At 69.2% G+C, this 23,450-nt stretch carries 25 protein-coding genes; 20 read left to right on the top strand and 5 right to left on the bottom strand.

Annotation, left to right across the window (positions count from 1 at the left end; all coding sequences use genetic code 11):
- The first annotated feature begins 2 nt into the window (after window positions 1-2).
- The 3 genes from ispG to EV137_RS05990 all read left to right on the top strand — a co-directional run bounded on the left by ispG (window position 3) and on the right by EV137_RS05990 (window position 2,754).
- Window positions 3-1,151 (top strand): flavodoxin-dependent (E)-4-hydroxy-3-methylbut-2-enyl-diphosphate synthase, encoded by a 1,149-nt coding sequence (gene ispG / locus EV137_RS06000; protein WP_133998354.1) that lies wholly within the window; start codon window positions 3-5, stop codon window positions 1,149-1,151.
- 132 nt (window positions 1,152-1,283) lie between these two features.
- Window positions 1,284-2,165: a trypsin-like serine protease gene (locus EV137_RS05995; RefSeq protein ID WP_134127044.1), complete on the top strand. Its 882-nt coding sequence runs from the start codon at window positions 1,284-1,286 to the stop codon at window positions 2,163-2,165.
- 40 nt (window positions 2,166-2,205) lie between these two features.
- A complete protein-coding gene (locus EV137_RS05990; protein WP_133998348.1) occupies window positions 2,206-2,754 on the top strand; it encodes a nucleosidase in 549 nt (182 codons plus the stop codon).
- Here EV137_RS05990 and EV137_RS05985 read toward each other — a convergent pair.
- Window positions 2,735-3,241 (bottom strand): NUDIX domain-containing protein, encoded by a 507-nt coding sequence (locus EV137_RS05985; protein ID WP_134127041.1) that lies wholly within the window; start codon window positions 3,239-3,241, stop codon window positions 2,735-2,737. The two genes, EV137_RS05990 and EV137_RS05985, sit on opposite strands and share 20 nt — an antisense overlap.
- A 64-nt stretch (window positions 3,242-3,305) precedes the next feature.
- On the opposite strand from EV137_RS05985, the gene EV137_RS05980 reads away from it, so the two are divergent.
- Window positions 3,306-3,668, top strand: coding sequence for a MerR family transcriptional regulator (locus EV137_RS05980; protein ID WP_134127039.1), 363 nt, complete (start codon window positions 3,306-3,308; stop codon window positions 3,666-3,668).
- The gene (gene trxA / locus EV137_RS05975; RefSeq protein WP_133998342.1) at window positions 3,665-4,000 is read left to right on the top strand and encodes a thioredoxin; all 336 of its coding nucleotides are present in this window, start codon (window positions 3,665-3,667) and stop codon (window positions 3,998-4,000) included. The genes EV137_RS05980 and trxA overlap by 4 nt, the downstream gene beginning before the upstream one ends.
- Before the next feature lie 298 nt (window positions 4,001-4,298).
- On the opposite strand, the gene EV137_RS05970 is transcribed toward trxA, so the two are convergent.
- The gene (locus EV137_RS05970; RefSeq protein WP_134127038.1) at window positions 4,299-4,670 is read right to left on the bottom strand and encodes a VOC family protein; all 372 of its coding nucleotides are present in this window, start codon (window positions 4,668-4,670) and stop codon (window positions 4,299-4,301) included.
- Window positions 4,671-4,725: 55 nt separating this feature from the next.
- Between EV137_RS05970 and EV137_RS05965 the strand changes: the two genes are divergently transcribed.
- The 6 genes from EV137_RS05965 (at window position 4,726) to EV137_RS05940 (ending at window position 11,119) form a co-directional block, all read left to right on the top strand.
- Complete coding sequence (locus EV137_RS05965; protein WP_133998336.1) at window positions 4,726-4,890, top strand: ribbon-helix-helix domain-containing protein; 165 nt, start codon at window positions 4,726-4,728, stop codon at window positions 4,888-4,890.
- Complete coding sequence (locus tag EV137_RS05960) at window positions 4,887-5,531, top strand: VOC family protein (RefSeq protein ID WP_134127036.1); 645 nt, start codon at window positions 4,887-4,889, stop codon at window positions 5,529-5,531. The genes EV137_RS05965 and EV137_RS05960 overlap by 4 nt, the downstream gene beginning before the upstream one ends.
- A gap of 49 nt (window positions 5,532-5,580) precedes the next feature.
- Window positions 5,581-6,837: an MFS transporter gene (locus EV137_RS05955; RefSeq protein WP_166679785.1), complete on the top strand. Its 1,257-nt coding sequence runs from the start codon at window positions 5,581-5,583 to the stop codon at window positions 6,835-6,837.
- 61 nt (window positions 6,838-6,898) lie between these two features.
- On the top strand, window positions 6,899-7,723 hold the full coding sequence (locus EV137_RS05950; RefSeq protein WP_133998327.1) for a GNAT family N-acetyltransferase: 825 nt from the start codon (window positions 6,899-6,901) through the stop codon (window positions 7,721-7,723).
- A 102-nt stretch (window positions 7,724-7,825) separates the two neighbouring features.
- A complete protein-coding gene (locus EV137_RS05945; RefSeq protein WP_134127032.1) occupies window positions 7,826-9,589 on the top strand; it encodes a proline--tRNA ligase in 1,764 nt (587 codons plus the stop codon).
- 141 nt (window positions 9,590-9,730) lie between these two features.
- Complete coding sequence (locus EV137_RS05940; protein WP_134127030.1) at window positions 9,731-11,119, top strand: FAD-binding oxidoreductase; 1,389 nt, start codon at window positions 9,731-9,733, stop codon at window positions 11,117-11,119.
- Here the strand turns inward: EV137_RS05940 and EV137_RS05935 are convergent.
- Both EV137_RS05935 and EV137_RS05930 read right to left on the bottom strand, forming a co-directional pair.
- On the bottom strand, window positions 11,083-12,300 hold the full coding sequence (locus EV137_RS05935) for an RNA polymerase sigma factor (protein WP_134127028.1): 1,218 nt from the start codon (window positions 12,298-12,300) through the stop codon (window positions 11,083-11,085). The two genes, EV137_RS05940 and EV137_RS05935, sit on opposite strands and share 37 nt — an antisense overlap.
- Before the next feature lie 9 nt (window positions 12,301-12,309).
- A complete protein-coding gene (locus EV137_RS05930; protein WP_166679784.1) occupies window positions 12,310-12,696 on the bottom strand; it encodes a YciI family protein in 387 nt (128 codons plus the stop codon).
- Between the two features lie 104 nt (window positions 12,697-12,800).
- Here EV137_RS05930 and EV137_RS05925 point away from each other — a divergent pair, with 104 nt between their 5' ends.
- Genes EV137_RS05925 through EV137_RS05915 form a run of 3 tightly spaced genes read left to right on the top strand, consistent with a single transcriptional unit; the run spans window position 12,801 to window position 14,835 of the window.
- Window positions 12,801-13,577, top strand: coding sequence for a sulfite exporter TauE/SafE family protein (locus EV137_RS05925; protein ID WP_134127024.1), 777 nt, complete (start codon window positions 12,801-12,803; stop codon window positions 13,575-13,577).
- Between the two features lie 40 nt (window positions 13,578-13,617).
- Complete coding sequence (locus EV137_RS05920; RefSeq protein WP_134127022.1) at window positions 13,618-14,067, top strand: hypothetical protein; 450 nt, start codon at window positions 13,618-13,620, stop codon at window positions 14,065-14,067.
- Between the two features lie 9 nt (window positions 14,068-14,076).
- On the top strand, window positions 14,077-14,835 hold the full coding sequence (locus EV137_RS05915; RefSeq protein WP_134127020.1) for a class I SAM-dependent methyltransferase: 759 nt from the start codon (window positions 14,077-14,079) through the stop codon (window positions 14,833-14,835).
- Here the strand turns inward: EV137_RS05915 and EV137_RS05910 are convergent.
- On the bottom strand, window positions 14,819-15,931 hold the full coding sequence (locus tag EV137_RS05910) for a cytochrome P450 (RefSeq protein WP_134127018.1): 1,113 nt from the start codon (window positions 15,929-15,931) through the stop codon (window positions 14,819-14,821). The two genes, EV137_RS05915 and EV137_RS05910, sit on opposite strands and share 17 nt — an antisense overlap.
- Window positions 15,932-16,051: 120 nt before the next feature.
- Between EV137_RS05910 and priA the strand changes: the two genes are divergently transcribed.
- From priA to EV137_RS05880, 6 genes are read left to right on the top strand one after another with little or no spacing between them, the layout of a single operon-like run.
- Entirely contained in the window at window positions 16,052-16,789 is a 738-nt protein-coding gene (gene priA / locus EV137_RS05905; RefSeq protein WP_134127017.1) for a bifunctional 1-(5-phosphoribosyl)-5-((5-phosphoribosylamino)methylideneamino)imidazole-4-carboxamide isomerase/phosphoribosylanthranilate isomerase PriA, read from the top strand.
- On the top strand, window positions 16,786-19,086 hold the full coding sequence (locus EV137_RS05900; RefSeq protein WP_238175115.1) for an HAD-IB family hydrolase: 2,301 nt from the start codon (window positions 16,786-16,788) through the stop codon (window positions 19,084-19,086). Before priA ends, EV137_RS05900 begins: the two co-directional genes overlap by 4 nt.
- The gene (locus EV137_RS05895; protein WP_133998297.1) at window positions 19,083-20,282 is read left to right on the top strand and encodes a zinc-dependent alcohol dehydrogenase; all 1,200 of its coding nucleotides are present in this window, start codon (window positions 19,083-19,085) and stop codon (window positions 20,280-20,282) included. Before EV137_RS05900 ends, EV137_RS05895 begins: the two co-directional genes overlap by 4 nt.
- A 45-nt stretch (window positions 20,283-20,327) precedes the next feature.
- A complete protein-coding gene (gene larAH / locus EV137_RS05890) occupies window positions 20,328-21,908 on the top strand; it encodes an NPN-dependent hydroxyacid isomerase, LarAH14/15/16 family (RefSeq protein ID WP_133786350.1) in 1,581 nt (526 codons plus the stop codon).
- Window positions 21,908-22,840: a lysophospholipid acyltransferase family protein gene (locus tag EV137_RS05885; protein ID WP_133998294.1), complete on the top strand. Its 933-nt coding sequence runs from the start codon at window positions 21,908-21,910 to the stop codon at window positions 22,838-22,840. Before larAH ends, EV137_RS05885 begins: the two co-directional genes overlap by 1 nt.
- Window positions 22,837-23,427: a hypothetical protein gene (locus EV137_RS05880; RefSeq protein WP_134127015.1), complete on the top strand. Its 591-nt coding sequence runs from the start codon at window positions 22,837-22,839 to the stop codon at window positions 23,425-23,427. Before EV137_RS05885 ends, EV137_RS05880 begins: the two co-directional genes overlap by 4 nt.
- The last annotated feature ends 23 nt before the right edge of the window (window positions 23,428-23,450 follow it).

Genomic DNA, 23,450 nt, shown 5'->3' with positions numbered 1-23,450 from the left:
ACATGAGCATCAACCTGGGCATGCCCGCGCTGCCGCCTCCGACGCTGGCGCCACGTCGGAAGACTCGTCAGATCAAGGTGGGTAGCGTACTGGTCGGCGGCGACGCGCCGATCTCGGTGCAGTCGATGACGACCACGCCGACCCACGACGTCAACAAGACGCTGCAGCAGATCGCCGAGCTGACCGCCGCGGGCTGCGACATCGTCCGGGTCGCGTGCCCGCGCCAGGAGGACGCCGACGCGCTCGCGGAGATCGCGCAGCACTCGCAGATCCCGGTGATCGCCGACATCCACTTCCAGCCGGGCTACGTGTTCGCGGCGATCGAGGCCGGGTGCGCCGCCGTACGGGTGAATCCGGGCAACATCCGCAAGTTCGACGACCAGGTCAAGGAGATCGCGCAGGCCGCGAAGGACCACGGTACGTCGCTGCGCATCGGCGTGAACGCGGGATCGCTGGACAAGCGGCTGCTGGAGAAGTACGGCAAGGCGACGCCCGAGGCGCTCGTCGAGTCGGCCGTCTGGGAGGCGTCGCTGTTCGAGGAGCACGACTTCCACGACTTCAAGATCTCGGTCAAGCACAACGACCCGGTCGTGATGGTGCAGGCGTACGAGATGCTCGCCGAGCGCGGCGACTGGCCGCTGCACCTCGGGGTCACCGAGGCCGGCCCGGCGTTCCAGGGCACGATCAAGTCGTCGGTCGCGTTCGGTGCACTTCTGTCGAAGGGCATCGGGGACACGATCCGGGTCTCGCTGTCCGCGCCGCCGGTCGAGGAGGTCAAGGTCGGCCTGCAGATCCTGCAATCGCTGAACCTGCGCGAGCGCAAGCTCGAGATCGTCTCCTGCCCGTCCTGCGGCCGCGCCCAGGTGGACGTCTACACCCTGGCCGAGCAGGTCACCGCCGGCCTCGAAGGCATGGAGGTCCCGCTCCGCGTCGCCGTCATGGGCTGCGTCGTGAACGGCCCGGGCGAGGCCCGCGAGGCCGACCTCGGCGTCGCCTCCGGCAACGGCAAGGGCCAGATCTTCGTCAAGGGCGAGGTCATCAAGACCGTCCCGGAATCCGCCATCGTCGAAACCCTCATCGAAGAGGCGATGCGCATCGCCGAACAGATGGAGACCACGGAGCCCGGCGAGCCCACCGTCAGCGTCAGCTGACCGACCCGGGCGAAGGGTTCGTCCCACCGCTGCGAAGGGTTCCCTCCGACGTGGGGCCGGTGGGTCTTCAGAGCTTCTCCGGGGGCAGGCGGCGGCGTAGTGTGCCGCTGTTCGTGCCCCCTGGGAGGTTCCATGCGCAAGAAGATCCTGACCGTGCTGGCGATCGGTGCGGCGGTGTGTGCGTCCACCGTGCCGGCGGCGGCCATCAACTCGTACAACGCGACGCCGGCGCCGGAGCGGACGGAGGTCGGGGCGTTCCTGGCGTTGTGGGACAACACCGGTGACGGCGTACCGGATCGGTTCGACTGGGTGTGCAGTGGCACGATGGTTGACCGCGACACCTATCTGACGGCTGCGCACTGCACCGACGACTGGCCGGCCGGGACCAAGTTCTACGTGTCGCTCGACCAGGACGTCCAGACGCTCCTGGACAACGCCGCGGCCCAAGGCCTGACCCCCGCGCAGACCGCGGCCTCGTTCGTCACGAACCATCACGCGGTAGAGGGCGACACCCACCAGGACCCGGCGTACCCGGGGAACTCGGCCGACGCGCACGACATCGGAGTGATCGACTTCGCCAACCGCGCGACCGATCCCGCCGACGTCTGGAGCTTCACACCGGCAACGCTGCCGAGCGCGGGTCAGCTGGACAAGCTGGGTAGCCGGGCGCTCGATGCCGCGTCCTGGCTGGTGGTCGGCTACGGCACCCAGGAGGCCGTCAACGGTCCGGGTGGCCAGACGCATCCCGGCGGCGGCGTTCGGATGAAGGCGCCGGTGGACTTCAACGCGTTGAACAAGACCTGGGTCCGGTTGGCCATGACGGAGCCGCAGGGCAACGGCGGCGCCTGCTACGGCGACTCGGGCGGCCCGAACTTCGTCACGATCGGCGGCAAGCTGGTCCTCGCCGCAACCACCATCACCGGTGACTCTCCCTGCTACGCGACAAACGTCGTCTACCGAACCGACACCCCGTCGGCACGGTCCTTCCTCGCGCCGTATGTCAAGCTCCCCTGATCTCCGGAGAACTGGTCACCCGCCGACTACGCTTCGGCGGGTGACCAGTTATCTGATCGTCAGCGCCATCCGCGCAGAAGCGCGCTACGTCCCGGACGAACTGCCCGTCGTCGTCACCGGGGTCGGGAAGACGGCGGCGGCGGTGGCTACCGCGAGGGCCTTGGCGGAGCGGGACACCACAGGGCTGGTGGTGTTGAACGTCGGTACGACGGGCGCACTGCGGGACGGACTGTCCGGGTTGTATCTGCCGAGCATGGTGATCAACCACGACGTGAACGCGGAGGCGGTCCGGGCCATTGGGTTGGATCCGCAGGATGAGTTGGCTGTTGAGGGTGGGGACGGGACCGTGCTGGCGTCGGGGGACGTGTTCGTGACGGATCCCGTCGTACGGGCGCGGTTGGCGGAGCGGGCGCACTTGGTGGACATGGAGGCGTACGGCGTCGTGTACGCGTGCCAGGCGTACGGCGTACCTGTGCGGGTCGTGAAGCACGTGTCGGACTCGGCGGATGAGGCGGCACTCGACTGGCCGGCCTTGGTCGACGCCAGCGCGAAGGTGCTGGGGGAGTGGGTCAGCGAGAACGCTCGCTGAGCCATTCCAGTACGGCGATCTCGCGCACCAGCCAGCGCATCACGCCGACCCCGCTCGCCAGCACCTGCTGATTGGCGACCAACGCGTCAGGCACCGTGATCCACACCGGTGCGAGCTCCAGCTCGGCCTCGTAGCCCTCCAGATCCTGTGCGGCATCGGCGACGCCGCCTGAGCAGGTGAAGTAGTACGACGTCATTGCGAACACGTCGTACTCGACGTCGATCGCCGGCACCTCCTCGCGGGTCGTGGCGAGTTCGGGGCCGACGAGAACGCCGTCGTACCCGCACTCCTCGCGGAACTCGCGGCGCAGTGCCTGCTCGAAGGACTCGCCGGGCTCGACCCCGCCGCCGGGGAACTTGTAGTCGCCGTGCCGCGAGCTGAGGAGCAGCAGCTCGGGGCCGCGGGCGAGTACGCCGCGGACGGCGGTGCGGGTGATCGTCCGGCCGCCGGGACTCAGGGTGGGATCGCGGAAGGTGGCGAGGTGCATCGGATTATGCTGGCTTGACCTTGACCCTGGGGGCAAGGTTTAGCGTCGGGGTGAAGGAGGCGGGATGCGGATCAGTGATCTGGCGGCCGAGGCCGGTGTGACGGTCAAGGCGGTGCGGTACTACGAGTCGCAGGGACTGCTCAAGCCGCGGCGGGAAGCCAACGGGTACCGGTCGTACGAGCCGGACGACGTGGTCGTCGTGCGTGAGGTGAAGGCGTTGCTGAGCCTCGGGCTGACCGCGGAGCAGACGTACCCGTTCATCGAGTGCCTGCGGGCCGGCAATGCGCGCGCGGACGTGTGCCCCGCACCGCTGACGGCGTACCGGACCCGGATCGAGGAAGTGGACCGGCGGATCGCCGAACTGACCGATCTGCGGGCGCGGCTGACCGACCTCCTGACCGATGCCGAGAACTGGAGGACGAGATGAGCGATCTGCGAAGTGTCGACGAGGCCACCTTCGACGAGGTGGTGCTGCGGTCCGAGAAGCCGGTGCTGGTGGACTTCTGGGCGCAGTGGTGCCCGCCGTGCCACCAGATCGCCCCGGTCCTCGCCCAGATCGGTGTCGAACGCAACGAAAAGCTGACCGTGGTGAAGCTGAACTCCGACGAGAACCCAGCGATCTCCGCCCGCTACCGGGTGATGGCGCTGCCCACTCTCATCCTCTTCCACCACGGAGAAATGATCTGGTCCGTCGTCGGCGCCCGCCCCAAGGCCAAGCTGCTCAAGGAGCTGGACGACGCGCTGCTGACCGCGGTCTAAAGGGCTGCTTGCTGGTGGAAGGCGACTCGCCAGTCGCCGTGGACGTCAGTCCAGACGGTGCTCGCGTACGACGGGACGTAGACCTCGTTGCCCTCCACAAGCGCTGTGACGTGTCGATGATCCCGAACTTGGTCACCGACGGCGTCGTCCAGCAGGTACTTGTCGTAGAAGTCTCACCTCCGCAGCGGCCATGAGAGGTAGGCGAAGGCGCTGATCCACCCGCCGCCGGGGCGCTCGATCCCCGGCGGGGCAGCTCCTCGGCGCACCAACCTGCCGAGCAGGTTCCACATCAACCCGCTCATGAGCCGTTGAACTGGTAGAGCTCGACCAGGACGCCGTGGGGGCCACGTACGTAGGCCGACGTGGTACCCCAGTCGGTGTCGACGGGCTCGAGGGCGATGTTGCCGCCGCGGCCGCGGATATCCTCGACGTCGGCGCGGACGTCGTCGCTGCTGAACTGCAGGAGCGTCCCGCCGTGGGTCCCGAAGTCGTCGATCATCGCGCCGGTGTGCAGGGCGATCGTCATCGCGCCGGCCTTCACCTCGGCGTACCCCTCGCCGGCGTTGCCGGAGACTTCCAGGCCGAGTACGCCGGTGAAGAAGTCGGCGATGTCCTGGTTCTTCTCGCGGCTGTCCGTCAGTAGGCCGAGGTGGTCGAAGCGGAGATTCATTGTCGGACTCCCTGAGGATTGACGGTTGGCTTTCTAGGATGCTAGCAATATAGCCATGGTCGATGTTGGTGACAAGAAGGTGCAGTTCAACGTGTACCTGCCGCCGGAGTTGGTGCGGCGGGTGAAGCACAAGGCGATCGACGACGGGGCGAGTCTGTCCGCGCTCGTCGAGCAGGCGCTGGCTGAGTACCTCGACAACCATGGGGAGGCCCGGGGATGAACGACCTGGAGAACGCGGTGATCAGGCCGCTGCGGTTCACGGCGGACGTGGAGGCGATGCAGGCGTTCCTGGAGAGGCTGGGGTTGCGGTCGCGGATCGAGTCCGAGCGCGGGGGATGGGTCGACATGCTGACCGGTCGCGGGATGGTCGCGTTGCACGATGCGGCCTCGAGTTCGACGGGCGGGCAGCCGGGGCAGACGACGCTGTCGTTCGAGGCGGACAAGCTCGACGAGTTGAAGGACCGCCTGGAGCAGGTGGGGTTCGTCGACGCGACGGTCTTCGACGAGGCGTACGGGCGGGTGCTGTCGGTCAGTGGGCCCGAGGGGGTGGTGATCTGGGTCGACGAGCGCAGCGACGATCTGTACGGGTACAAGCTGCACGACGCCGCCCCGGACGATCGCTGGTCGGTCACGCCGTACCTGACCGGAGCGGACGAGGCGCCCTGGCAGCGGTTCCTCGGCGCGCTCGGCGTGCAGACGGTGGTCCGCTTTGGGCCGGCCGACGGCGACTTCGCCGTACGACTCGACCTGACCACGACCGAGGACCTAGACGACGTGCAGCGCCGTGTCGGCGGGTCCCGTACCGAGGCCGGCCTCGAGATCGTCGACCCGGACGGTCAGCTCGTGGTAGTCCACGGATGAAGCCTGATGTCTTGACCTCGACCGGACCTGAAGTTGCAGGATGCGCGTCATGACGACGGTGGCGCCTGGCAGGCTGCGCGACGATCCGGATTTCCGGCGGTACTGGTCGGCTCGCGCCTTGTCGATCACCGGGTCGATGGTGACGGCGATCGCATTGCCGGTGCTCGTCTACCGGCTCAGCGGGTCGACGATGCTGACCGCGGTGGTGACCGCGCTCGAGTCCGCGCCGTACCTGCTGGCCGGTCTGTTCGCCGGCGCCCTCGCGGACCGTTGGAACCGGCGGCGCACGATGGTGACCGCGGAGGCCATCAACGCGGTCCTGGTGGGTTCCGTGCCGGCGGCGCATCTGCTCGGTGTGCTGACCGTCGTACAGGTGCTGATCGTCGCGTTCACCGTGCAGGCCGTCTACACGTTCTTCGACGGCGCGAACTTCGGCGCGCTGCCCGTCCTCGTCGGCCGCGCCCGCGTGGCCCAGGCGAACTCCGCGGTCTGGACGGCGTCGAGTCTGATCGAGTTGCTCGTCCCGCCGGCGACCGGTCTGCTCCTCGCCGTACTCGATCCGGCCAGTCTGCTCACGCTCGATGCCCTGAGCTTCGCGGCGTCCGCGTTCGCCGTCCGCGGGATCGTGCGGGCGATGTCGGAGTCCCGCGACGGGCAGCCGCCGTTACGGCCGAAGGTGGTGCTGAACGACATCGGTGACGGCCTGCGCTTCCTGATCCGGCACGCGGGCGTTCGCACGATGACGGTCATCGGCAGCGTGCAGTCCTTCGCGGGCGGCGGGTTCATGGCGCTGATCGTGGTGTGGTGCGACCGCGTCCTCGACATCGGTACGTCGGGAGTCCGCTTCGGACTGGTGTGGGGGGTGTGGGGGATCGGCGGGCTGATCGCGGCGCTCAGCCTCCCGCGGCTGCTGCGGCGGATGCCGCCCGCGGCGATCACGCTGTACGCGCTGCCGGTGTCGGCGCTGCTCGGAGTGCTCTCGCCGTTGTCGCCCAACTGGATCGTGGCCGCGCTGGCGTTGCTGGTCTGGGGTTCGGCGTACGTGCTGGTGATCGTCAACGCGGTGTCGTACCGGCAGCAGGTCACGCCGGAGAACCTGCTCGGCCGGGTGAACACGGCAGGCCGGATGCTGTCCTGGGGTGTCGGGTGGACGATCGGATCGGTCGCCGGCGGACTGCTCGGCAACGCGTTCGGGCCGCGGACCGGGATGGTGCTGATGGGTCTGTTCGGTTGCGCGGGCGTGGTGTTCGCGTGGACGTCGCCGCTGCGCCGGATCGCCGCGGACCACGAGCCGCAGGCCGGCTGACCCGGCCCCGTTGCGGCCCCCGTTGCATACGGAGGTGTCGATGATCCGCTAGGTTCTGCGCGTGGGCGTACGGGTTCTCGGTCCTCGCGACCTCGCGGCGGCGCGTGCGGTCATCGCTCGCGATCCGGTCATCAACGTGTTCGTCGACAGCCTCGTGCAGGCGTCCGGACTCGACCCGCGGCGCGGTGCGGAGGTCTGGGGGTACGTCGAGAAAGGCGCGCTCGAGGCACTGTGTCACGCGGGCGGGAACATGGTGCCGGTCGGCGCCGACGACGCGGCACTCCGGGCGTTCGCGGCGTACGCGATGCGCCGCGGGCGGAACTGTTTCCAGATCCTCGGGCAGGCCCGCGCGGTCGAGCAGCTGTGGCACATTCTCGAGCCGCACTGGGGACCGGCCCGCGAGGTGCGCGACGACCAGCCGTTCATGGTGATCGAAGGGCCGCCGTCGATCGCACCGGATCCGCTGGTCCGCGCGGTCGAGCCGGTCGAGCTGCCGATCCTCTACCCGGCGTGCGTGGCGATGTACACCGAGGAGGTCGGCGTACCGCCGCAGACCGGGCCGGACGGGACGTTCTACCGGTCGCGGGTCGCGGAGCTGATCCGGGCCGGGCGCGCGTTCGCGCGGATCGAGGACGGACGGGTCGTGTTCAAGGCCGAGGTCGGCTCGGTCGGATCGGGCGTGTGCCAGATCCAGGGCGTTTGGGTGGATCCGGAGTACCGCGGTCGCGGGCTGGCCGCGCCCGGGATGGCGGCCGTGGTCGAGCTGGCCCGGCAGATCAGCCCGGTGGTGACGCTCTATGTGAACGCCTTCAACCTGCCGGCGCGGGCGGCGTACGAGCGCGTCGGGTTCCGCACGATCGAGACGTTCGCGACGATCCTGTTCTGATGAGCCGGTGTGCGCCTGTGGATAACGTGGTGAGAGCATGTTCGCCGGACCGATATTCTCTGTGACGTCCGGTCAGCTACTTTTGCACGCTTGGAGACTCCCGTGATTTTGCGTATGTCGTCGTTGTTCCTCCGCACCCTTCGCGAGGACCCGGCGGACGCGGAGGTCCCGAGCCACAAGCTGCTCGTCCGCGCCGGGTACATCCGGCGGGCCGCGCCCGGTATCTACACCTGGCTGCCGCTCGGCCTGCGCGTCCTGCGGAACGTCGAGCGGATCGTCCGTGAGGAGATGGACGCGATCGGCGCGCAGGAGCTGGTGTTCCCGGCGCTGCTGCCCCGCGAGCCCTACGAGGCCACCGGCCGCTGGACGGAGTACGGGCCGAACATCTTCCGGCTGAAGGACCGCAAGGGCGCCGACATGCTGCTCGGCCCCACGCACGAGGAGATGTTCACGCTGGTCGTGAAGGACCTGTACTCGTCGTACAAGGATCTTCCGCTGTCGATCTACCAGATCCAGAACAAGTACCGCGACGAGGCACGGCCGCGGGCAGGCGTGCTGCGCGGGCGCGAGTTCGTGATGAAGGACTCGTACTCGTTCGATGTCGACGACGACGGCCTCGCCGCGTCGTACGAGAAGCACCGCGAGGCGTACATCAAGATCTTCGACCGGCTCGGCTTCGACTACGTGATCGTGCAGGCCATGTCCGGCGCGATGGGCGGTTCGCGGTCCGAGGAGTTCCTGGCGATCGCGGAGAACGGCGAGGACACCTTCGTCCGCTCGCCGGGCGGGTACGCCGCCAACGTCGAGGCGGTCGTGGTGCCGCAGTCGGTGCCCGTCGACGCGTCCGGCGTACCGGCCGCCGAGGTCGTGGACACCCCGGACACGCCGACCATCGACACGCTCGTGGACGCGATGAACGCGAAGCACGCGCGGACCGACGGCCGCGAGTGGACCGCCGCGGACACGTTGAAGAACGTGCTCGTGATGCTGGTGCACCCCGACGGCACTCGCGAGCCGCTCGCGATCGGCGTCCCCGGGGACCGCGCGATCGACGAGAAGCGGCTCGGCGCGCAGGTGGAGCCGGCCGAGGTGGTCGCCTTCGAGGAGGCCGACTTCGAGAAGTACCCGTCGCTCGCGAAGGGCTACATCGGTCCGGGCGTGCTCGGCAAGGACAACACCTCCGGCATCCGGTACCTGCTCGACCCGCGGGTGGCCGAGGGGTCCGCGTGGGTGACCGGTGCGGACAAGCCCGGGTTCCACGTCGTCAACCTGGTGCACGGCCGGGACTTCACCGCGGACGGGACGATCCAGGCCGCCGAGGTCCGCGACGGCGACGAGGCGCCGGACGGTTCGGGTGTGCTGGAGACCGCGCGCGGGATCGAGATGGGCCACATCTTCCAGCTCGGCCGCAAGTACGCCGACGCGCTCGACCTGAAGGTCCTCGACCAGAACGGCAAGCTCGTCACGGTCACCATGGGCTCGTACGGCGTCGGGGTCACCCGCGCGGTGGCGGCGATCGCGGAGGGCAACCACGACGAGCTCGGCCTGGTCTGGCCGCGCGAGATCGCGCCCGCCGACGTGCACCTGGTTGCCACCGGCAAGGACAAGGAACTCTTCGCGAAGGCCGCCGAGCTGGCCGCCGAGCTGGAGTCCCGGGGCCTGACGGTGATCTACGACGACCGCGAGAAGGTGTCGCCCGGCGTGAAGTTCAAGGACGCCGAGCTGATCGGGGTACCGACCATCGCCGTGGTCGGCAAGGGCCTCGCCGACGGCACCATCGAGGTCAAGAACCGCCGCACCGGCGACCGCGAAGACGTCCCGCTCGCCGACGTCGTGGACCACCTGGTCACCACGGTCCGCAGCTGAACCTTCCGGCCCGTTCCCCATGAGGGAGCGGGCCGGATTTTCCGGCATATTTTCTTCGGCATTTGATGTCGAGGAACGTCGGTCGGCTCCGATCCCGGGGTGTGGCGCCTGAGGGGGCGTCCGGGAGACAGGGAGTTGGCGATGAGGGAATCTGTGCTGGATGGGCGGGGGATCGACGGGCTGCGGCAGGCCGTTGCGGGTGACGTGCTGGTGGACGGGGACGCGGGGTACCCGGACGCCGGGCGGGTGATGACGGCCGAGGGCCGGCCGCAGGTGATCGTGCGGTGTGCGAGCGCGAACGACGTGGTGGCGGCGTTGAAGTACGCCGAGACGAACGACCTGCCGATCGCGGTCCGCAGCGGCGGGCACCACGCGGCCGGGTTCGGCACGAACGACGGCGGCGTCGTGATCGACGTACGGCCGATGGACGAGGTCAGGCTGCTGCCGGACGACGTCGTCCGGATCGGCACCGGCGCGACCTGGGGCCGCGTCGCCGAGCGGCTCGGCAAGGTCGGTCTGGCGATCTCGTCCGGTGACACGGCGAGCGTTGGTGTCGGCGGGTTGATGGCCGGTGGCGGCATCGGGTGGATGGTCCGCAAGCACGGGCTGGCGATCGACAACGTGGTCTCGGCCGAGGTGGTCACCGCGGACGGTTCGGTACGCCGGGTCGACGCCGCCACGGACTCGGAGTTGTTCTGGGGACTCCGCGGTGCAGCGGGCAGCCTCGGAGTGGTCACGTCGTACGACATCAGCGCCGTACGCCGACCCACCGTGCACTTCGGCACCCTGCTGTACCCGTGGACACAGGCGGAGCAGGTGCTCGAGGGCTGGGCGGAGTACGCCGCGGACGCGCCCGAGGAGCTGACGTCGTCGCTGCAACTGGCGCCGACGATGATGGCCGACCGGCAGGTTCCGGTCGCGATCATGGTGTGTGTGACCGGTGATGTGGACGCGGCACTGGAACCGCTGCGTCACCTCGGCTCGATGATCACCGAGAAGGTGTCCGAGGTCCCGTACGCCGACGTGTTCTCCGACATGTCGATGCCGGCGGACTGGCGCCCGCGGATCCGCAACGGCTTCTACAACGCCTGGTCGCCGGACCTGAGCCAAAGACTGCTGGAGGCCCGCCCGCGGATCCCGGGACTCGCGATCGAGATCCGGTCGCTCGGTGGTGCGTACGGCGCGATGCCCGCGGACGCGACCGCGTTCGCGCACCGTGACGCGCGGTTCCTGGTCAACTCGGTGCTGATGGGATCGCCCGAACAGCAGGGAACCCAGCAGCCCAAGGACTTCGACGCCCTGTGGCGGTCGATGAATCCGAACGGCGCGTACCAGAACTTCATCTCCGACCCGACCGACGCGGACCTGGACAGCTGCTTCCCGGAGCAGCACCGCGCCCGGCTGGCCGCACTCAAGCAGGCGGTCGACCCCGGCCACGTGTTCCGTAGTCCCTTGAGCGTGCCGCCGCGTCCAGAGTGGACGGGCGGGCGCCGTCATCTGATGAGGTGGGCGATGCGGTCGCGGAGGTAGTTCTGCTCGGCCGTGTTCCGGGTCCGCTCCAGTGCCGCGAGGTAGTTGGAGCGGGCCAGGTCCGGGCGGCCGGCGAGCTCGTGGAGATGGGCGAGGACGGACAGCCGGCGGTGGTGATCCCCGAGGTACCGGTCGTCGGCGAGGTCTTCGACGATCGCGATCCCGGCGTCCGGGCCTTCGGTCATCGCGACCGCGACGGCGGACCCGAGCGTCACCATCGGACTTGGGTCGATCTTCTCGAGGATCCGGTAGAGCCCGGCGATCTGTTCCCAGTCGGTGGTTTCGACCGAGTCGGCCTCGCTGTGCACGGCCGCGATCGCCGCCTCCAGCTGGTACGGGCCGAGAGGGCCGGAGCGCAGTGTCTCCTCGACGATGCGGACGCCCTGGGCGATCTCGTCGGCGTACCAGCGGGATCGGTCCTGTCGATCGGCCGGGATCAGATCGCCACCGGGGCCGGTCCGCGCGTCGCGGCGGGCGTGGGTGAGGATCATCAACGCCAGCAGGCCGGCCACCTCTCCGGCCTCGCCGGTGGCCTGACAGAGCAGGCGGGTGATCCGGAGCGCCTCCTCGGCCAGATCCACGCGCTGCAACGAGTCGCCCGCGCTGGCGGTATGCCCTTCGTTGAAGATCAGGTAGAGCACCTGCAGTACGGCGCGCATCCGCACGTCGTACTCCTCGGCCGTCGGCAGCTCGAAACGTGCGTCCTTGAGCTGTCGCTTCGCGCGGCTGATGCGTTGGGCGACGGTGGTCTCGCTGACGAGCAGAGCGGCAGCCACCTCGGCCGTGGTCAGGCCGCCCACCGAGCGCAACGTCAGCGCGATCTGCGATGCAGGTGTCAGCTCGGGGTGGCAGCACAGCACGAGGAGCCGGACCGTGTCGTCGGCGTCCTCGCGGTAGTCGTCCGGGTCGTACAGATCGTCCGGCGCTCGCAGGTAGTCGTTCAGCTCGCGCTGCCGGCGTGCGTTGTCCCGCCGCCACCCGTCCATCATCCGCCGCGACGCGACACTGATCAGCCAGCCGATCGGCTGTTCCGGTACGCCGTTCGCACGCCACTGCACGAACGCTTCGAGCAGCGCCTCCTGTACGGCGTCCTCGCACTGGTCGAACACGCCGTACCGCCGGACCAGCGCGGCCAGCGCCCGCGGCGCCGCCGCCCTGATCGCCGCCTCGAGCTCACTCATGGGCTGTAACTACTCGCCGAGCTCCGCCAGGAAGTCGTCCTGGTCGAGCCGGATCTCCCGCAACTGGACGCGCCGGAACTGCGCCAGCGGGATCATCGCCGCGATCTCCAGCGCTCGCTCGACCGACGCGCAGTGCAGCACCATCGCACCGGCCAGGTACTCCTTCGTCTCCAGGAACGGCCGGTCGGAGATCACCGGCGTACCGGCGACGAGCTGGACGTCCTTCTCCTCGCCGGGCTCGTTCAGCCCGAGGACCGACACCAGCTCACCGGTCTTCAGCAGGTCGCGGGCGAGCGTCGCGACGTGTTCCCGCCCGCCGGACAGCTCGACCAGTTGGTCCTCGGTGAATCCTTTGAGCGCCTCGAGGTTGTTGTGGATCAGCAGTAGAAACTTCACCCTGCCATTCTCCCGGATGAGGTGTCATGGCTCTCACTCCGCGGTGTAAGGGTTGAGCTGTACTACGCCCTTACCGGATCATCGGGCCGTGAGGACTTGCTGCTGTGCCTGATGTCTCGTTGCTGACCTTGCTGTTCCTGGTGGTCGCCGCCTTCGCGGCCGGCTGGATCGATGCGGTGGTCGGCGGCGGCGGGTTGCTGCAGCTGCCCGCGATGCTGCTCGGGCTGCCGAACGCGTCGCCGGCGCAGATCCTGTCGACCAACAAGATCTCGTCGTTGTTCGGTACGACGACCAGTGCGGTCACGTTCGGCGTGAAGGTGCGGCCGGACCGTAAGACCGTGCTCCCGATGGCGATCCTGGCCGGACTCGGGGCGGCGGCCGGTGCCCTGGTGGCGACCAGGATCCCGATGTCGTGGTTCAAGCCGATCGTCCTGGTGCTGCTGGTGGCGGTCGCGATCTACACCGCGATGAAGCCGTCCCTCGGCGCCCGCACCGCGCTGCGGTTCGACGGCCGCGACCACTACCTCGCGGCGGGCGGCGTCGGCGTACTGATCGGCTTCTACGACGGCGCGGTCGGGCCGGGGACCGGATCGTTCCTGATCTTCGCGCTGGTCGGCCTGCTCGGGTACAACTTCCTGCAGGCGAGCGCGAATGCGAAGATCGCCAACGTGGCCACGAACCTGGGCGCGATCGCGGTGTTCGCGCTGAACGGCGCACCGCTGTGGCGGCTCGGCCTGATCATGGGGGCCGCCAACATGCTCGGCGGTCTGCTCGGCGCCCGGACGGCGGTCGCGCGCGGCAGCAAGTTCGTGCGGGTGATCTTCCTGGTCGTGGTCTCGGCGCTGATCCTGCGCCTCGCGTACGACGTCTTCTTCGCCTGACACCGCGTCTGTACCGTAGGCCGCGGGGGAGGTGGGGGCCGTGCAACGGGACAACGTCGCTCTGTGGTCGTTCATCGGGTTGGTCGCGTTCGGCCTGGCCGCGGTGCTCGCCGCGAGCCGCCGTCGCGGCGGTTCGTGGGTGAATCCCTCGAACGCCGATGGACCGCTCTGGGTGCCGGCGGCCCCGGCGGCCGTTCTGCTCGCGTTGTCCACGCCACTGGTGATCTGGGCCGCCTTCACGACGATGTACGACCTCGCGTACTCGGACCCGTCGTTCGACGCCCCTGGCTTTCTGCTCCAACCCGTACCTGGCCTGCTGGTCGGCATCGCAGCGGTGCGCTGTGCGCATGCGGTCCGCCAGGAGGCACGTGACCGGCCCAGCGGCCGCACCTTTGCGCTGTCCACGACGATCCTCGCGTACGCCGCCGCAGTCCTAGCACTGCTAGCGGCACTCCTGTCCTTCGCGGCAATGCTCGGCCAAGGCGGATAACCTCGGGTCATGGTCGACTACAACGGTCGGATGGGCAGTGTGTACGTCGCGGGCCGCGGCATCTCGCCCGCCGAGGTAGAGCGTTGGACCAGCGCCTTCGCGACGTACCTCCCGCAGCGGCGCCCGCTGGACGTCCTCGACCTGGGCAGCGGGACCGGTCGGCTCACCCCGGGTCTGGCCGCGCGGTTCCAGGGCCAGGTGTACGGCGTGGAGCCGTCGGACCGGATGCGTGCCGCGGCCGAGGAGGCCCCGCATCCGGGGGTGACCTACCTGAAGGGCGCCGCGGAGGACATTCCGTTGCCTGAGGCATCGGTCGACGCGGTGCTGATGTTCCTGTCGTTCCATCACTTCCCGGATCCGTTGCAGGGACTCCGTGAGGTACGCCGGGTGCTGCGGCCCGGGGGAGTGGCGCTGCTGCGCACGCAGTTCGCGGACCTGATGCCGGACCTGTTCTGGTACGAGTACTTCCCGTCCGCGCGGGAGGTCGACGCCGCGATGTACCTCTCGCTGTCCGCGACGCAGGCGCTTGCGGTCGAGGCCGGGCTGACGCCGGGCGACGACGTCGTCGAGATCACCGCCGAGGAGCCGCGCACCTTGCGGGAGCGGTACGAGCGGCTCAGCCATCGTGCGCTGTCGACGTTCGAGCATCTGCCGGCGGACGAGATCGAGTCCGGGTTCGCCATGTTCGCCGAGGACGCGGAGCGGGATCCGGACCGGCCGATGCCCGTCTACTCCGCGACGATGCTCGTGCTCACGCGTCCCAGCTGACCCGCAACGCCGACGGCTTGCGGAAGACCAGCCCGCGCGGCGGAGGCGAGTCCGCGGCCAGGCGGAGCCCGGGAAGTTCGAGGACGGCCTCCAGGGCGACGAGTGTTTCCAGGCGCGTCAGGTGCATGCCGAGACAGATGTGCGGTCCGCTCGCGAAGGCGAGATGGCGACGGGCGTTGGCCCGCCGTACGTCGAAGTCGTCCGGCGACTCGAACACCTCGGGATCACGACCGGCACCCGCCAGCGACACGGTCACCATGTCGCCACGACGGATCTCCCGGCCCGCAAGCTCGATGTCGCGGGTGGCGTAGCGGTCGACGACGGCGGCGGCCGGTTCGAGGCGGAGCGACTCCTCCATCGCGTTCGGCAGCAGCGACGGGTCGGCCAGCACCAGGTCGAGCTGCTCGGGATGCGTCAGGAGGTGCCAGAGCGCGTTGGTGATCATGCCCTCGGTCGTCTCGATCCCGCCGAACATGAGGACGGCGGCATTGGCGACGACCTCGTCCACGCCGAGCCCGGCGTGCGCGGCCGTGGCGACCAGGGAGTCCGACGAGTCGATGCCCGCGGCAACATGTTTGTGCAGCTCGGCGAAGGCGGCGGCGCCTTCGGCGGTGACCGGGCGACCGGCGGAGACGCCGGACACGGAGGCGGAGATCGCGGTGTACCAGTCGAGCACCGTCGAGGCCGACGCCGGCGGCAGGCCGAGCGACATCGCGACCACCGCGACGGACAACGGACCAGCCAGCCCGGTGCGGAGATCAGCAGGCTGTTTCAGGGCAGCCATCAGTTCCTCGACGGTCTGCTGGACCGGGCCGGTGAAGCGACGACGAGTCTCGGCCAGGGTGAAAGGTGACTCGAAGGGATCGCGGTGCGCTTTGTGCAGGCCGCCGTCCAGGGACAGCATTGACGGGCCGACCACCTGGGCCGTCGAGAATCGCGGATCGTCGACCGTGAACGTGTCCGGATCGCGCAGGACGGTCAGCACGAGTGCGCGCGACGTGACGACCCAGCTGTTCAGTGCCTCGATCCACCCGATCGGCCGGATCTGCGCGAGGGTCGGATGCGGATCGTTCTCGAGTTGTTCGACGGTCACCACCCGCCCAGCCTAGGCGTAATACCACTGGACAGACTGGTATTGCTGAGACAGATCGGATTTAAACGACTCAGGAGGCCTCCGGGTTACGAATCTTTCCGCATCGCCCTCTAGGGTGTGGCCATGTCTGAGAACCTGGTGCTGCTGCCTGCCGTCGATGTGGCGGACGGTCAGGCGGTTCGGCTGGTGCAGGGCGAGGCCGGCAGTGAGACGTCGTACGGCGACCCGCTGGCGGCGGCGATGGCGTGGCAGGACGCCGGTGCGGAGTGGATCCACCTGGTCGACCTGGACGCGGCGTTCGGTCGCGGCAGCAACCGTGAGCTGCTCGCCGAGGTGACCGGCAAGCTCGACGTACAGGTCGAACTGTCCGGTGGCATCCGCGACGACGACTCCCTGGAGGCAGCGCTGGCAACTGGCGCGCGCCGGGTGAACATCGGCACCGCCGCGCTCGAGGACCCGCAGTGGTGCGACCGGATCATCCAGCAGTACGGCGACCGCGTCGCGATCGGTCTGGACGTCCGCGGCCGCACGCTGGCCGCCCGCGGCTGGACCAAGGAAGGCGGCGACCTGTACGAGGTGCTCGCCCGGCTGGAGACGGCCGGCTGCGAGCGCTACGTCGTCACCGACGTCACCAAGGACGGCATGCTCCAGGGCCCGAACCTGGACCTGTACCGCGACCTGTGCGCACGCACCGACAAGCCGATCGTGGCGTCGGGCGGCGTCTCCAGCCTCGACGATCTCAAAGCTCTCAGCACGCTCGTCAAGGACGGCGTCGAGGGCGTCATCGTCGGCAAAGCGCTCTACGCCGGCGCGTTCACCCTGGAACAGGCACTCGAGCTCACGCGTGGAGGCGACAAGTGAGTGTGCGCGGCAAGCTCAAGGACAAGCTCAAGGACAAGAAGGTCCTGGTCACCGGTGTCACCGGCTTCGTCGGTGAGGCGCTGCTGCACCGGATCATCGGCGAGCTTCCCGGCACCACCGTGGTCGCGATCATCCGGCCGAAGGGCTCGATGACCGGCACCGACCGGATGGCGCAGCTGCTGCGGAAGGACATCTTCAAGCCGTTCTACGGCGAGGGCACGGAGTACGCCGACGCCGAGGCCCTGTCGGCCGCCCGGATCCAGGTGATCGACGGCGACCTGTCCGACGTACCGGAGCTGCCGAAGGATCTCGACATCGTCGTGCACTGCGCCGGCGACGTGAGCTTCGACCCGCCGATCCACGAGGCGTTCACGACCAACGTGCTCGGCACCAAGAGCCTGCTCGAGCGGATCGTCGAAACGGGCCGGCAGGTCCACTACGTGCACATCTCCACCGCCTACACGGCCGGCCGCCGGCGCGGTGCGATCCCGGAGGCCCCGGTCGACCACCTCGTCGACTGGCGGACCGAGGCCGAGGCCGGGATGGCGATGAAGTCCCGGATCGAGGAGCAGTCCCGGTCCGCGCCGATGCTGGCGAAGTTCCGCAAGGAGGCCGAGAAGCTGCACCGGCGCGCCGGTCACCTGACGGCCGCGGCCGACACCGAGCGGCGGCGTACCGAATGGGTCGCGAAGCGGCTGGTCGAGACCGGCACCGAGCGGGCCCGCAGCCTCGGCTGGACCGACTGCTACACGTTCACCAAGGCGCTCGGCGAGCGCGTGGTGGAGGAGTTCTCCGGCAAGCTGCCGACGTCGATCGTCCGGCCGGCCATCATCGAGTCCGCGCTGCAGAGCCCGCACCCGGGCTGGATCGAGGGCTTCAAGATGGCCGAGCCGCTGATCCTGGCCTACGGCCGCGGCGAGCTGCCCGAGTTCCCGGCGTCGCCGGACTCCGTCATCGAGATCATCCCGGTCGACCACGTCGTCGGCGCGATCTGCGCGGTGATGGCGACCGAGCCCGAGCTGAGCAAGCCGGAGTACTACCACATCGGCTCCGGCGCCCGGAACCCGCTGACGTTCGAGCAGCTGTACGCGGGCGTCCGCGCGTACTTCTCCAAGCATCCCTTCGACCTCGGCGAGCGCGGCGCGGTCCGGCTGCCGGTGTGGAAGTTCCCCGGCGGCGACTCGGTCGAGAGCATGCTCAGGTACGGCGAACGCGCACACAAGATCGCCGACAAGATCATCACCACCATCCCGCGGGGTGAGCGGACCCGGAAGTACGCCCGCGAGCTCGACGTCCAGAAGCGCCGCCTCGACTTCCTGCGCCGCTACATGGACCTGTACTCCGAGTACGCACAGGCGGAGCTGCAGTTCATCGACGACAACGTGCTCGCGCTGCACAACGCACTCGAAGGCGACGACAAGGAGAAGTTCGCCTGCGACACCGCGGTCGTCGACTGGCAGTACTACCTGCAGGAGCTGCACTGCCCGAGCGTCACCGAGTCGATGCGCCGGCTGGACGTCGTCCGCAAGAAGCGGAACAAGGCGCTCGCCGAGTCCGCGGGGGTCCTCAAGAAGGTCGAGCCGTCCGAGGCGAAGGTGGTCGCGGCGTTCGACATGGACGGCACGCTGCTGTCGTCGAACGTGATCGAGACCTACCTGTGGATGCGGCTGCCCGAGCTGGACGGCCCGCAGCGGGCCGGCGAGATCGGCGCGATGCTCCGCAAGCTCCCGAAGCTGATCGCCGCCGAGCGCAAGGACCGCGGCACGTTCCTCCGCACGATCTACCGCCGGTACGCCGGCGCGGATCTGGAGGAGCTGAACCAGATCGTCGACGAGATCCTCGCCGAGCACGTGCTGGAACGGTTGAGCGGCGCCGCCGTACGCCGGATTCGCGAGCACCGCGCCGCGGGGCACAAGACGATCCTGATCACCGGGGCGGTCCGGCCGCTGACCCGTCCGCTGGAGCCGTTGTTCGACGAGATCGTCGCCGCCGAGCTGGCTGTCGACGACCGCGGCCGCTGCACCGGCTTCCTGTCCGGCCCGCCGCTGGTCGGTGAGTCGCGGGCCGCCTGGCTCAAGCACCACGCGCGGCAGACCAACATCGACCTGTCCAAGTCGTACGCCTACGCGGACAGCCACTCGGATCTGCCGATGCTGTCAGCGGTCGGCAACCCGGTCGCGGTCTCGCCCGACGTGTCGCTGTTCCGGGCCGCCCGGGCCGCGCGCTGGCAGATCGTCGACTGGAAGACACCGTCCACATCGTCCCGTCTGGAGCTCCCCGGGGTGAACGCTCGATGATGCTCGCTCTCGAGATGTACCGGTCGCCGGCGAAGTACCTGGCGGCCAAGGCGGTCGGCGGCCGTATCCCCGGCATCCTGACCGGACCGGCCGCCCCGCTGCGCCTCGTCACGATCAACGAGCCGAAGGCCGAGCGGGAGGGCTGGGCGCGGATCCGGCCGATCCTGTCCGGCATCTGCGGCTCGGACCTCGGCATGGTCACCGGCGCCACGAAGCTGTACTTCTCCGCGGTCGTGTCGCTGCCGTTCGTCCCGGGTCACGAGATCGTCGGCGAGTTGCTCGACGACTGCGAGGACCTGCCGAAGGGCACCCGCGTGGTGATGGACAGCGTCCTGACCTGCGCGGCGCGCGGCGTCGAGCCGTGCGAGGGCTGCGTGTCCGGAAACACCAACAGGTGCGACCGGATCACGGTCGGCCATGTCGCGCCGGGTCTGCAGACCGGGTTCTGCCGCGACACCGGCGGCGGCTGGGGCAACCTGATGGTCGCGCATCGCAGCCAGTTGTACGCCGTACCGGACGGGATGTCCGACGAGCGCGCCGTACTGGTCGAGCCGTTGGCGGGTGCGGTACACGCTGCGCTGCGGGCCAAGGTCGAGCCGGGACAGTCCGTGCTGGTCAGCGGTGCCGGTGCGGTCGGGCTGTTCGCGACGCTCGCGTTGCGTGAGCTGACGCAGGCCGGACGGATCACCGTGGTCGCCAAGCACCCGAAGCAGCGCGAGTTGGCGCGCGCGTTCGGGGCCAGCGATGTCGTGGCGCCGGACGAGGTGTTCCGCGGCGTACGGCGGGCGACCGGGGCGTTCCGGCTGAAGCAGGACTTCAGCGGCGGCGAGTTCCTGCTCGGCGGCGTCGACGTCGCCGTCGACGCGGTCGGCAGCAAGGACTCGATCGACACCGTGCTGCGGGTCACCAAGGCCGGCGGCCGCGTGGTGCTGTCCGGGATGCCGGCCAGCGGCGCCGACCTGTCGCCGGTGTGGTTCCGCGAGCTCGAGGTCACCGGCACGTACGCCTCCGCACGGGAGGAGCCGAACGGCCGCCCGGCGTTCGAGACCGCGCTGGAACTCGCCGGCCGGGCCCCGCTGGACGGGATCGTCGGGGCCCGCTACCCGCTGTACCGCTGGCGCGAGGCGCTCGACCATGCGCACTCCGCCGGCCGACTGGGAACAGTCAAGGTTGCTTTCGATGTGAGGGCCTCATGAGGGCCGTGACACCTGTGCAGTACGTACGACGAGAGAGGTTCTGACATGTCTCGGCCAGGTTTCGTGCTTGAGGTGGACGACCGGACGCCGCCGCTGCTCGTGCACAACGGCGAGGGCTTCCTGCTGGAGCGGTTCCCGCAGGGCACCCGGGTGGTGTACCCGCCGGAGGCGCTGCCGCCGGTCCGCGACGTCGACGAGGCGATCCAGAACGCGCTGCTGAACCCGATCGACTCCGAGCCGCTGCCGGAGCTGCTGCGCGCCGGGATGCGGCTGACGATCGCGTTCGACGACATCTCGCTGCCGCTGCCCCCGATGAAGAAGCCGGACATCCGGCAGCGCGTCATCGAGGCGGTGCTGGAGCTGGCCGCACAGGCCGGTGTCGACGACGTCGAGCTGATCTCGGCGAACGCGCTGCACCGCCGGCTGACCCCGAACGAGCTGCGCGAGATCGTCGGCGAGCGGGTCTTCCGGTCGTTCTTCCCGGACGGGAAGCTCTACAACTTCGACGCCGAGGACCGCGACAACCTGACCCACCTGGGCCAGACCCGGCACGGCGAGGACGTCGAGATCTCCAAGCGGGCGGCCGAGTCCGACCTGCTGGTCTACGTGAACGTGAACCTGGTGGCGATGGACGGCGGCCACAAGTCGACGTCGATCGGGCTGGCGTCGTACAAGTCGCTGAAGCACCACCACAACAGCCACACGATGATCCACTCGCGGTCGTTCATGGACCACAAGGCCTCGAAGATGCACCACTCCGCCTGGCGGATGGGCGAGGTGCTGACCAGCCACGTCAAGGTCTTCCAGATCGAGACGACGCTGAACAACGACATCTTCGGCGGGCCGATCGAGTTCCTGCAGAAGCGCGAGTGGGAGTGGTCGATCAAGGACCAGGCCTCGATGCTCGGCACCAAGCGCGCGCTGGCCGCCGCGCCGGCCAAGGTCCGGCACAAGATCTTCACCGACGTCCGGTCGAACTACGGCCTGACCGGGATCAACGCCGGGGCGATCGAGCCGGTGCACGAGAAGACGATCGAGGCCGTGCACCGCCAGCACCTGGTCGAGGTCCAGGGCCAGTCCGATGTCGCGATCATGGGCGTGCCGTTCGTCGGCCCGTACAACGTGAACTCGGTGATGAACCCGATCCTGGCCGCGTGCATGGGCCTGGGCTACTACTTCAACTCGTACCGGGGCAACCCGGTCGTCCGCAAGGACGGCGCGGTGATCCTGTACCACCCGGTCGACTACGAGTTCAGCCAGTTGCACCACCCGTCGTACGTCGACTTCTTCGAGGAAGTGCTGTCGGAGTCGACCGATCCGGCGACGATCGAGGCGAAGTTCGAGAAGCAGTACGCCGAGGACCCGTGGTACATCCACCTGTACCGGACGTCGTACGCGTACCACGGCGTACACCCGTTCTACATGTGGTACTGGATCTCCCACGCGCTGGACCACTGCGGTGACATCGTCTGGGTCGGCGCGAACCGCAAGACTGTCGAGCGGATGGGCTTCCGGTCCGCGTCGACGCTGCAGGACGCACTCGAGATGGTCAGCCACTCGGTCGGCCGGTCGCCGTCGATCACGTACCTGCACAACCCGCCGCACCTGCTCGCGGACGTGCGCTGATGGGCGCGAGTCTGGTGAAGTTCGGCAAGGACACCGCGCGCGACGTGAAGCAGGTCGCGCGCGGGTGGCGCTGGGGCCGGCGGCCGCAGGTGCCGCGGTCCGCCGAGCCGTACGTGATCCCGAAGGAGTCCACGGTCTTCCCGACGAAGTGGGCCCGGACGCCGGCCGCGATCGCGATCCGCGACCTGCTCCAGAAGGGTCCGCTGAACGCCGTCCTGAACTTCGAGGTCAGCCCGCGGGTCAGCGGCCTGGACTCGCTGCTCAAGCTCGACGGCCCGGCGATCATCGTGGCGAACCACTCGTCGCACCTGGACACCCCGTTGCTGCTGCTGTCGCTGCCGGACGCGATGCGCCGCAAGACGGCGTTCGCGGCCGCGGCGGACTACTTCTTCGACACCTGGTGGCGGGCGGCCGGTTCGGCGATCGTGTTCAACACGTTCCCGATCGAGCGCCGCGGCGGCAAGATGAGCTCCACGCCCGGCGACCTGCTCGCGGACGGCTGGAACGTCGTGGTCTTCCCGGAGGGCACGCGCTCGCCGGACGGCTGGATCCAGCGGTTCCGGATGGGCGCGGCGTACCTGGCCGTCGAGCACGACGTGCCGGTGATCCCGGTCGGCATCAAGGGCTCGTTCGCCGCGATGCCGCGCGGCCGCGGCTGGCCGATCCCCGGTCGCCCGGCGGTGCACGTCCGGTACGGCGACCCGCTGAAGCCCGCCGAGGGTGAGAGCGCTCGCGACTTCGCGCCTCGCATCGCGGCTGCCGTCTCGGCCCTCCTCGACGAGGAGTCCACCACCTGGTACGAGGCCCGCCGCCGCGCCGCGATCGGCGCCTCGCCCTCGCAGACCGGCCCCGAAGCAGCCCGCTGGCGCCGCGTCTGGGAGTCCACCCGCCCCATGAAGTCCACCGACAACCGCCGCCGCGCCTGGAAGTGACGACCATCGAGGTCCGGCCGCGTTTCGGCGCGGCCGGCCGCCCGTTCTGGATCCTCGCCGGCGCCTACCTGGTGCTGCCCGCGGTGCTCTGTGTCTCGCTCGCGACCTGGGCCCTGAGCTGGGCGGCGGCCGGCAGTCTGTTCGTCGTACTGGTCGCCGTACTGACGCTCCTGTTCTGGCTGGCGATCCGTGGTGCCAGGATCTGGGTCAGCCCGGATGCGGTCGCCGTCCGGTCCTCCGCCTGGTCGCCGACGAAGGTGGTTCCGCGCGCCCAGGTGGTCAGGGTGCTGACGATCGGCCGGGTCAAGGGGTCGTTGCCGATGGGTCTGCTGGTCGTCCTCGCCGCGGACGGCACACGCATCGGAGGAGCCCGCTGGCTCTGGACGGACACCGACTTCCACACCGTGACGAGCGCGATCGGCCTTCCGGTGGACCATCGCGCGACGATGGGCTCGCTCGAGTTGGTGCGTGAGATCGGCGTCGACCCGGCGTACAAGCGCAACCCGTTGAACTTTCTGTGGCTGCTCGGTGCGGCGGCCGCGGGGGTGCTGATCGCGTGGCCTGTCGTCCGCGCGCTGCTCCTCTGAGACAGGTTGACCGGATCGGACGG

This window comes from Kribbella pratensis (assembly GCF_004366075.1).
GTDB lineage: Bacteria > Actinomycetota > Actinomycetes > Propionibacteriales > Kribbellaceae > Kribbella > Kribbella pratensis.
Note: the sequence above shows the minus strand (reverse complement) of the source record. Positions and strands in the feature narration are given on the sequence as shown.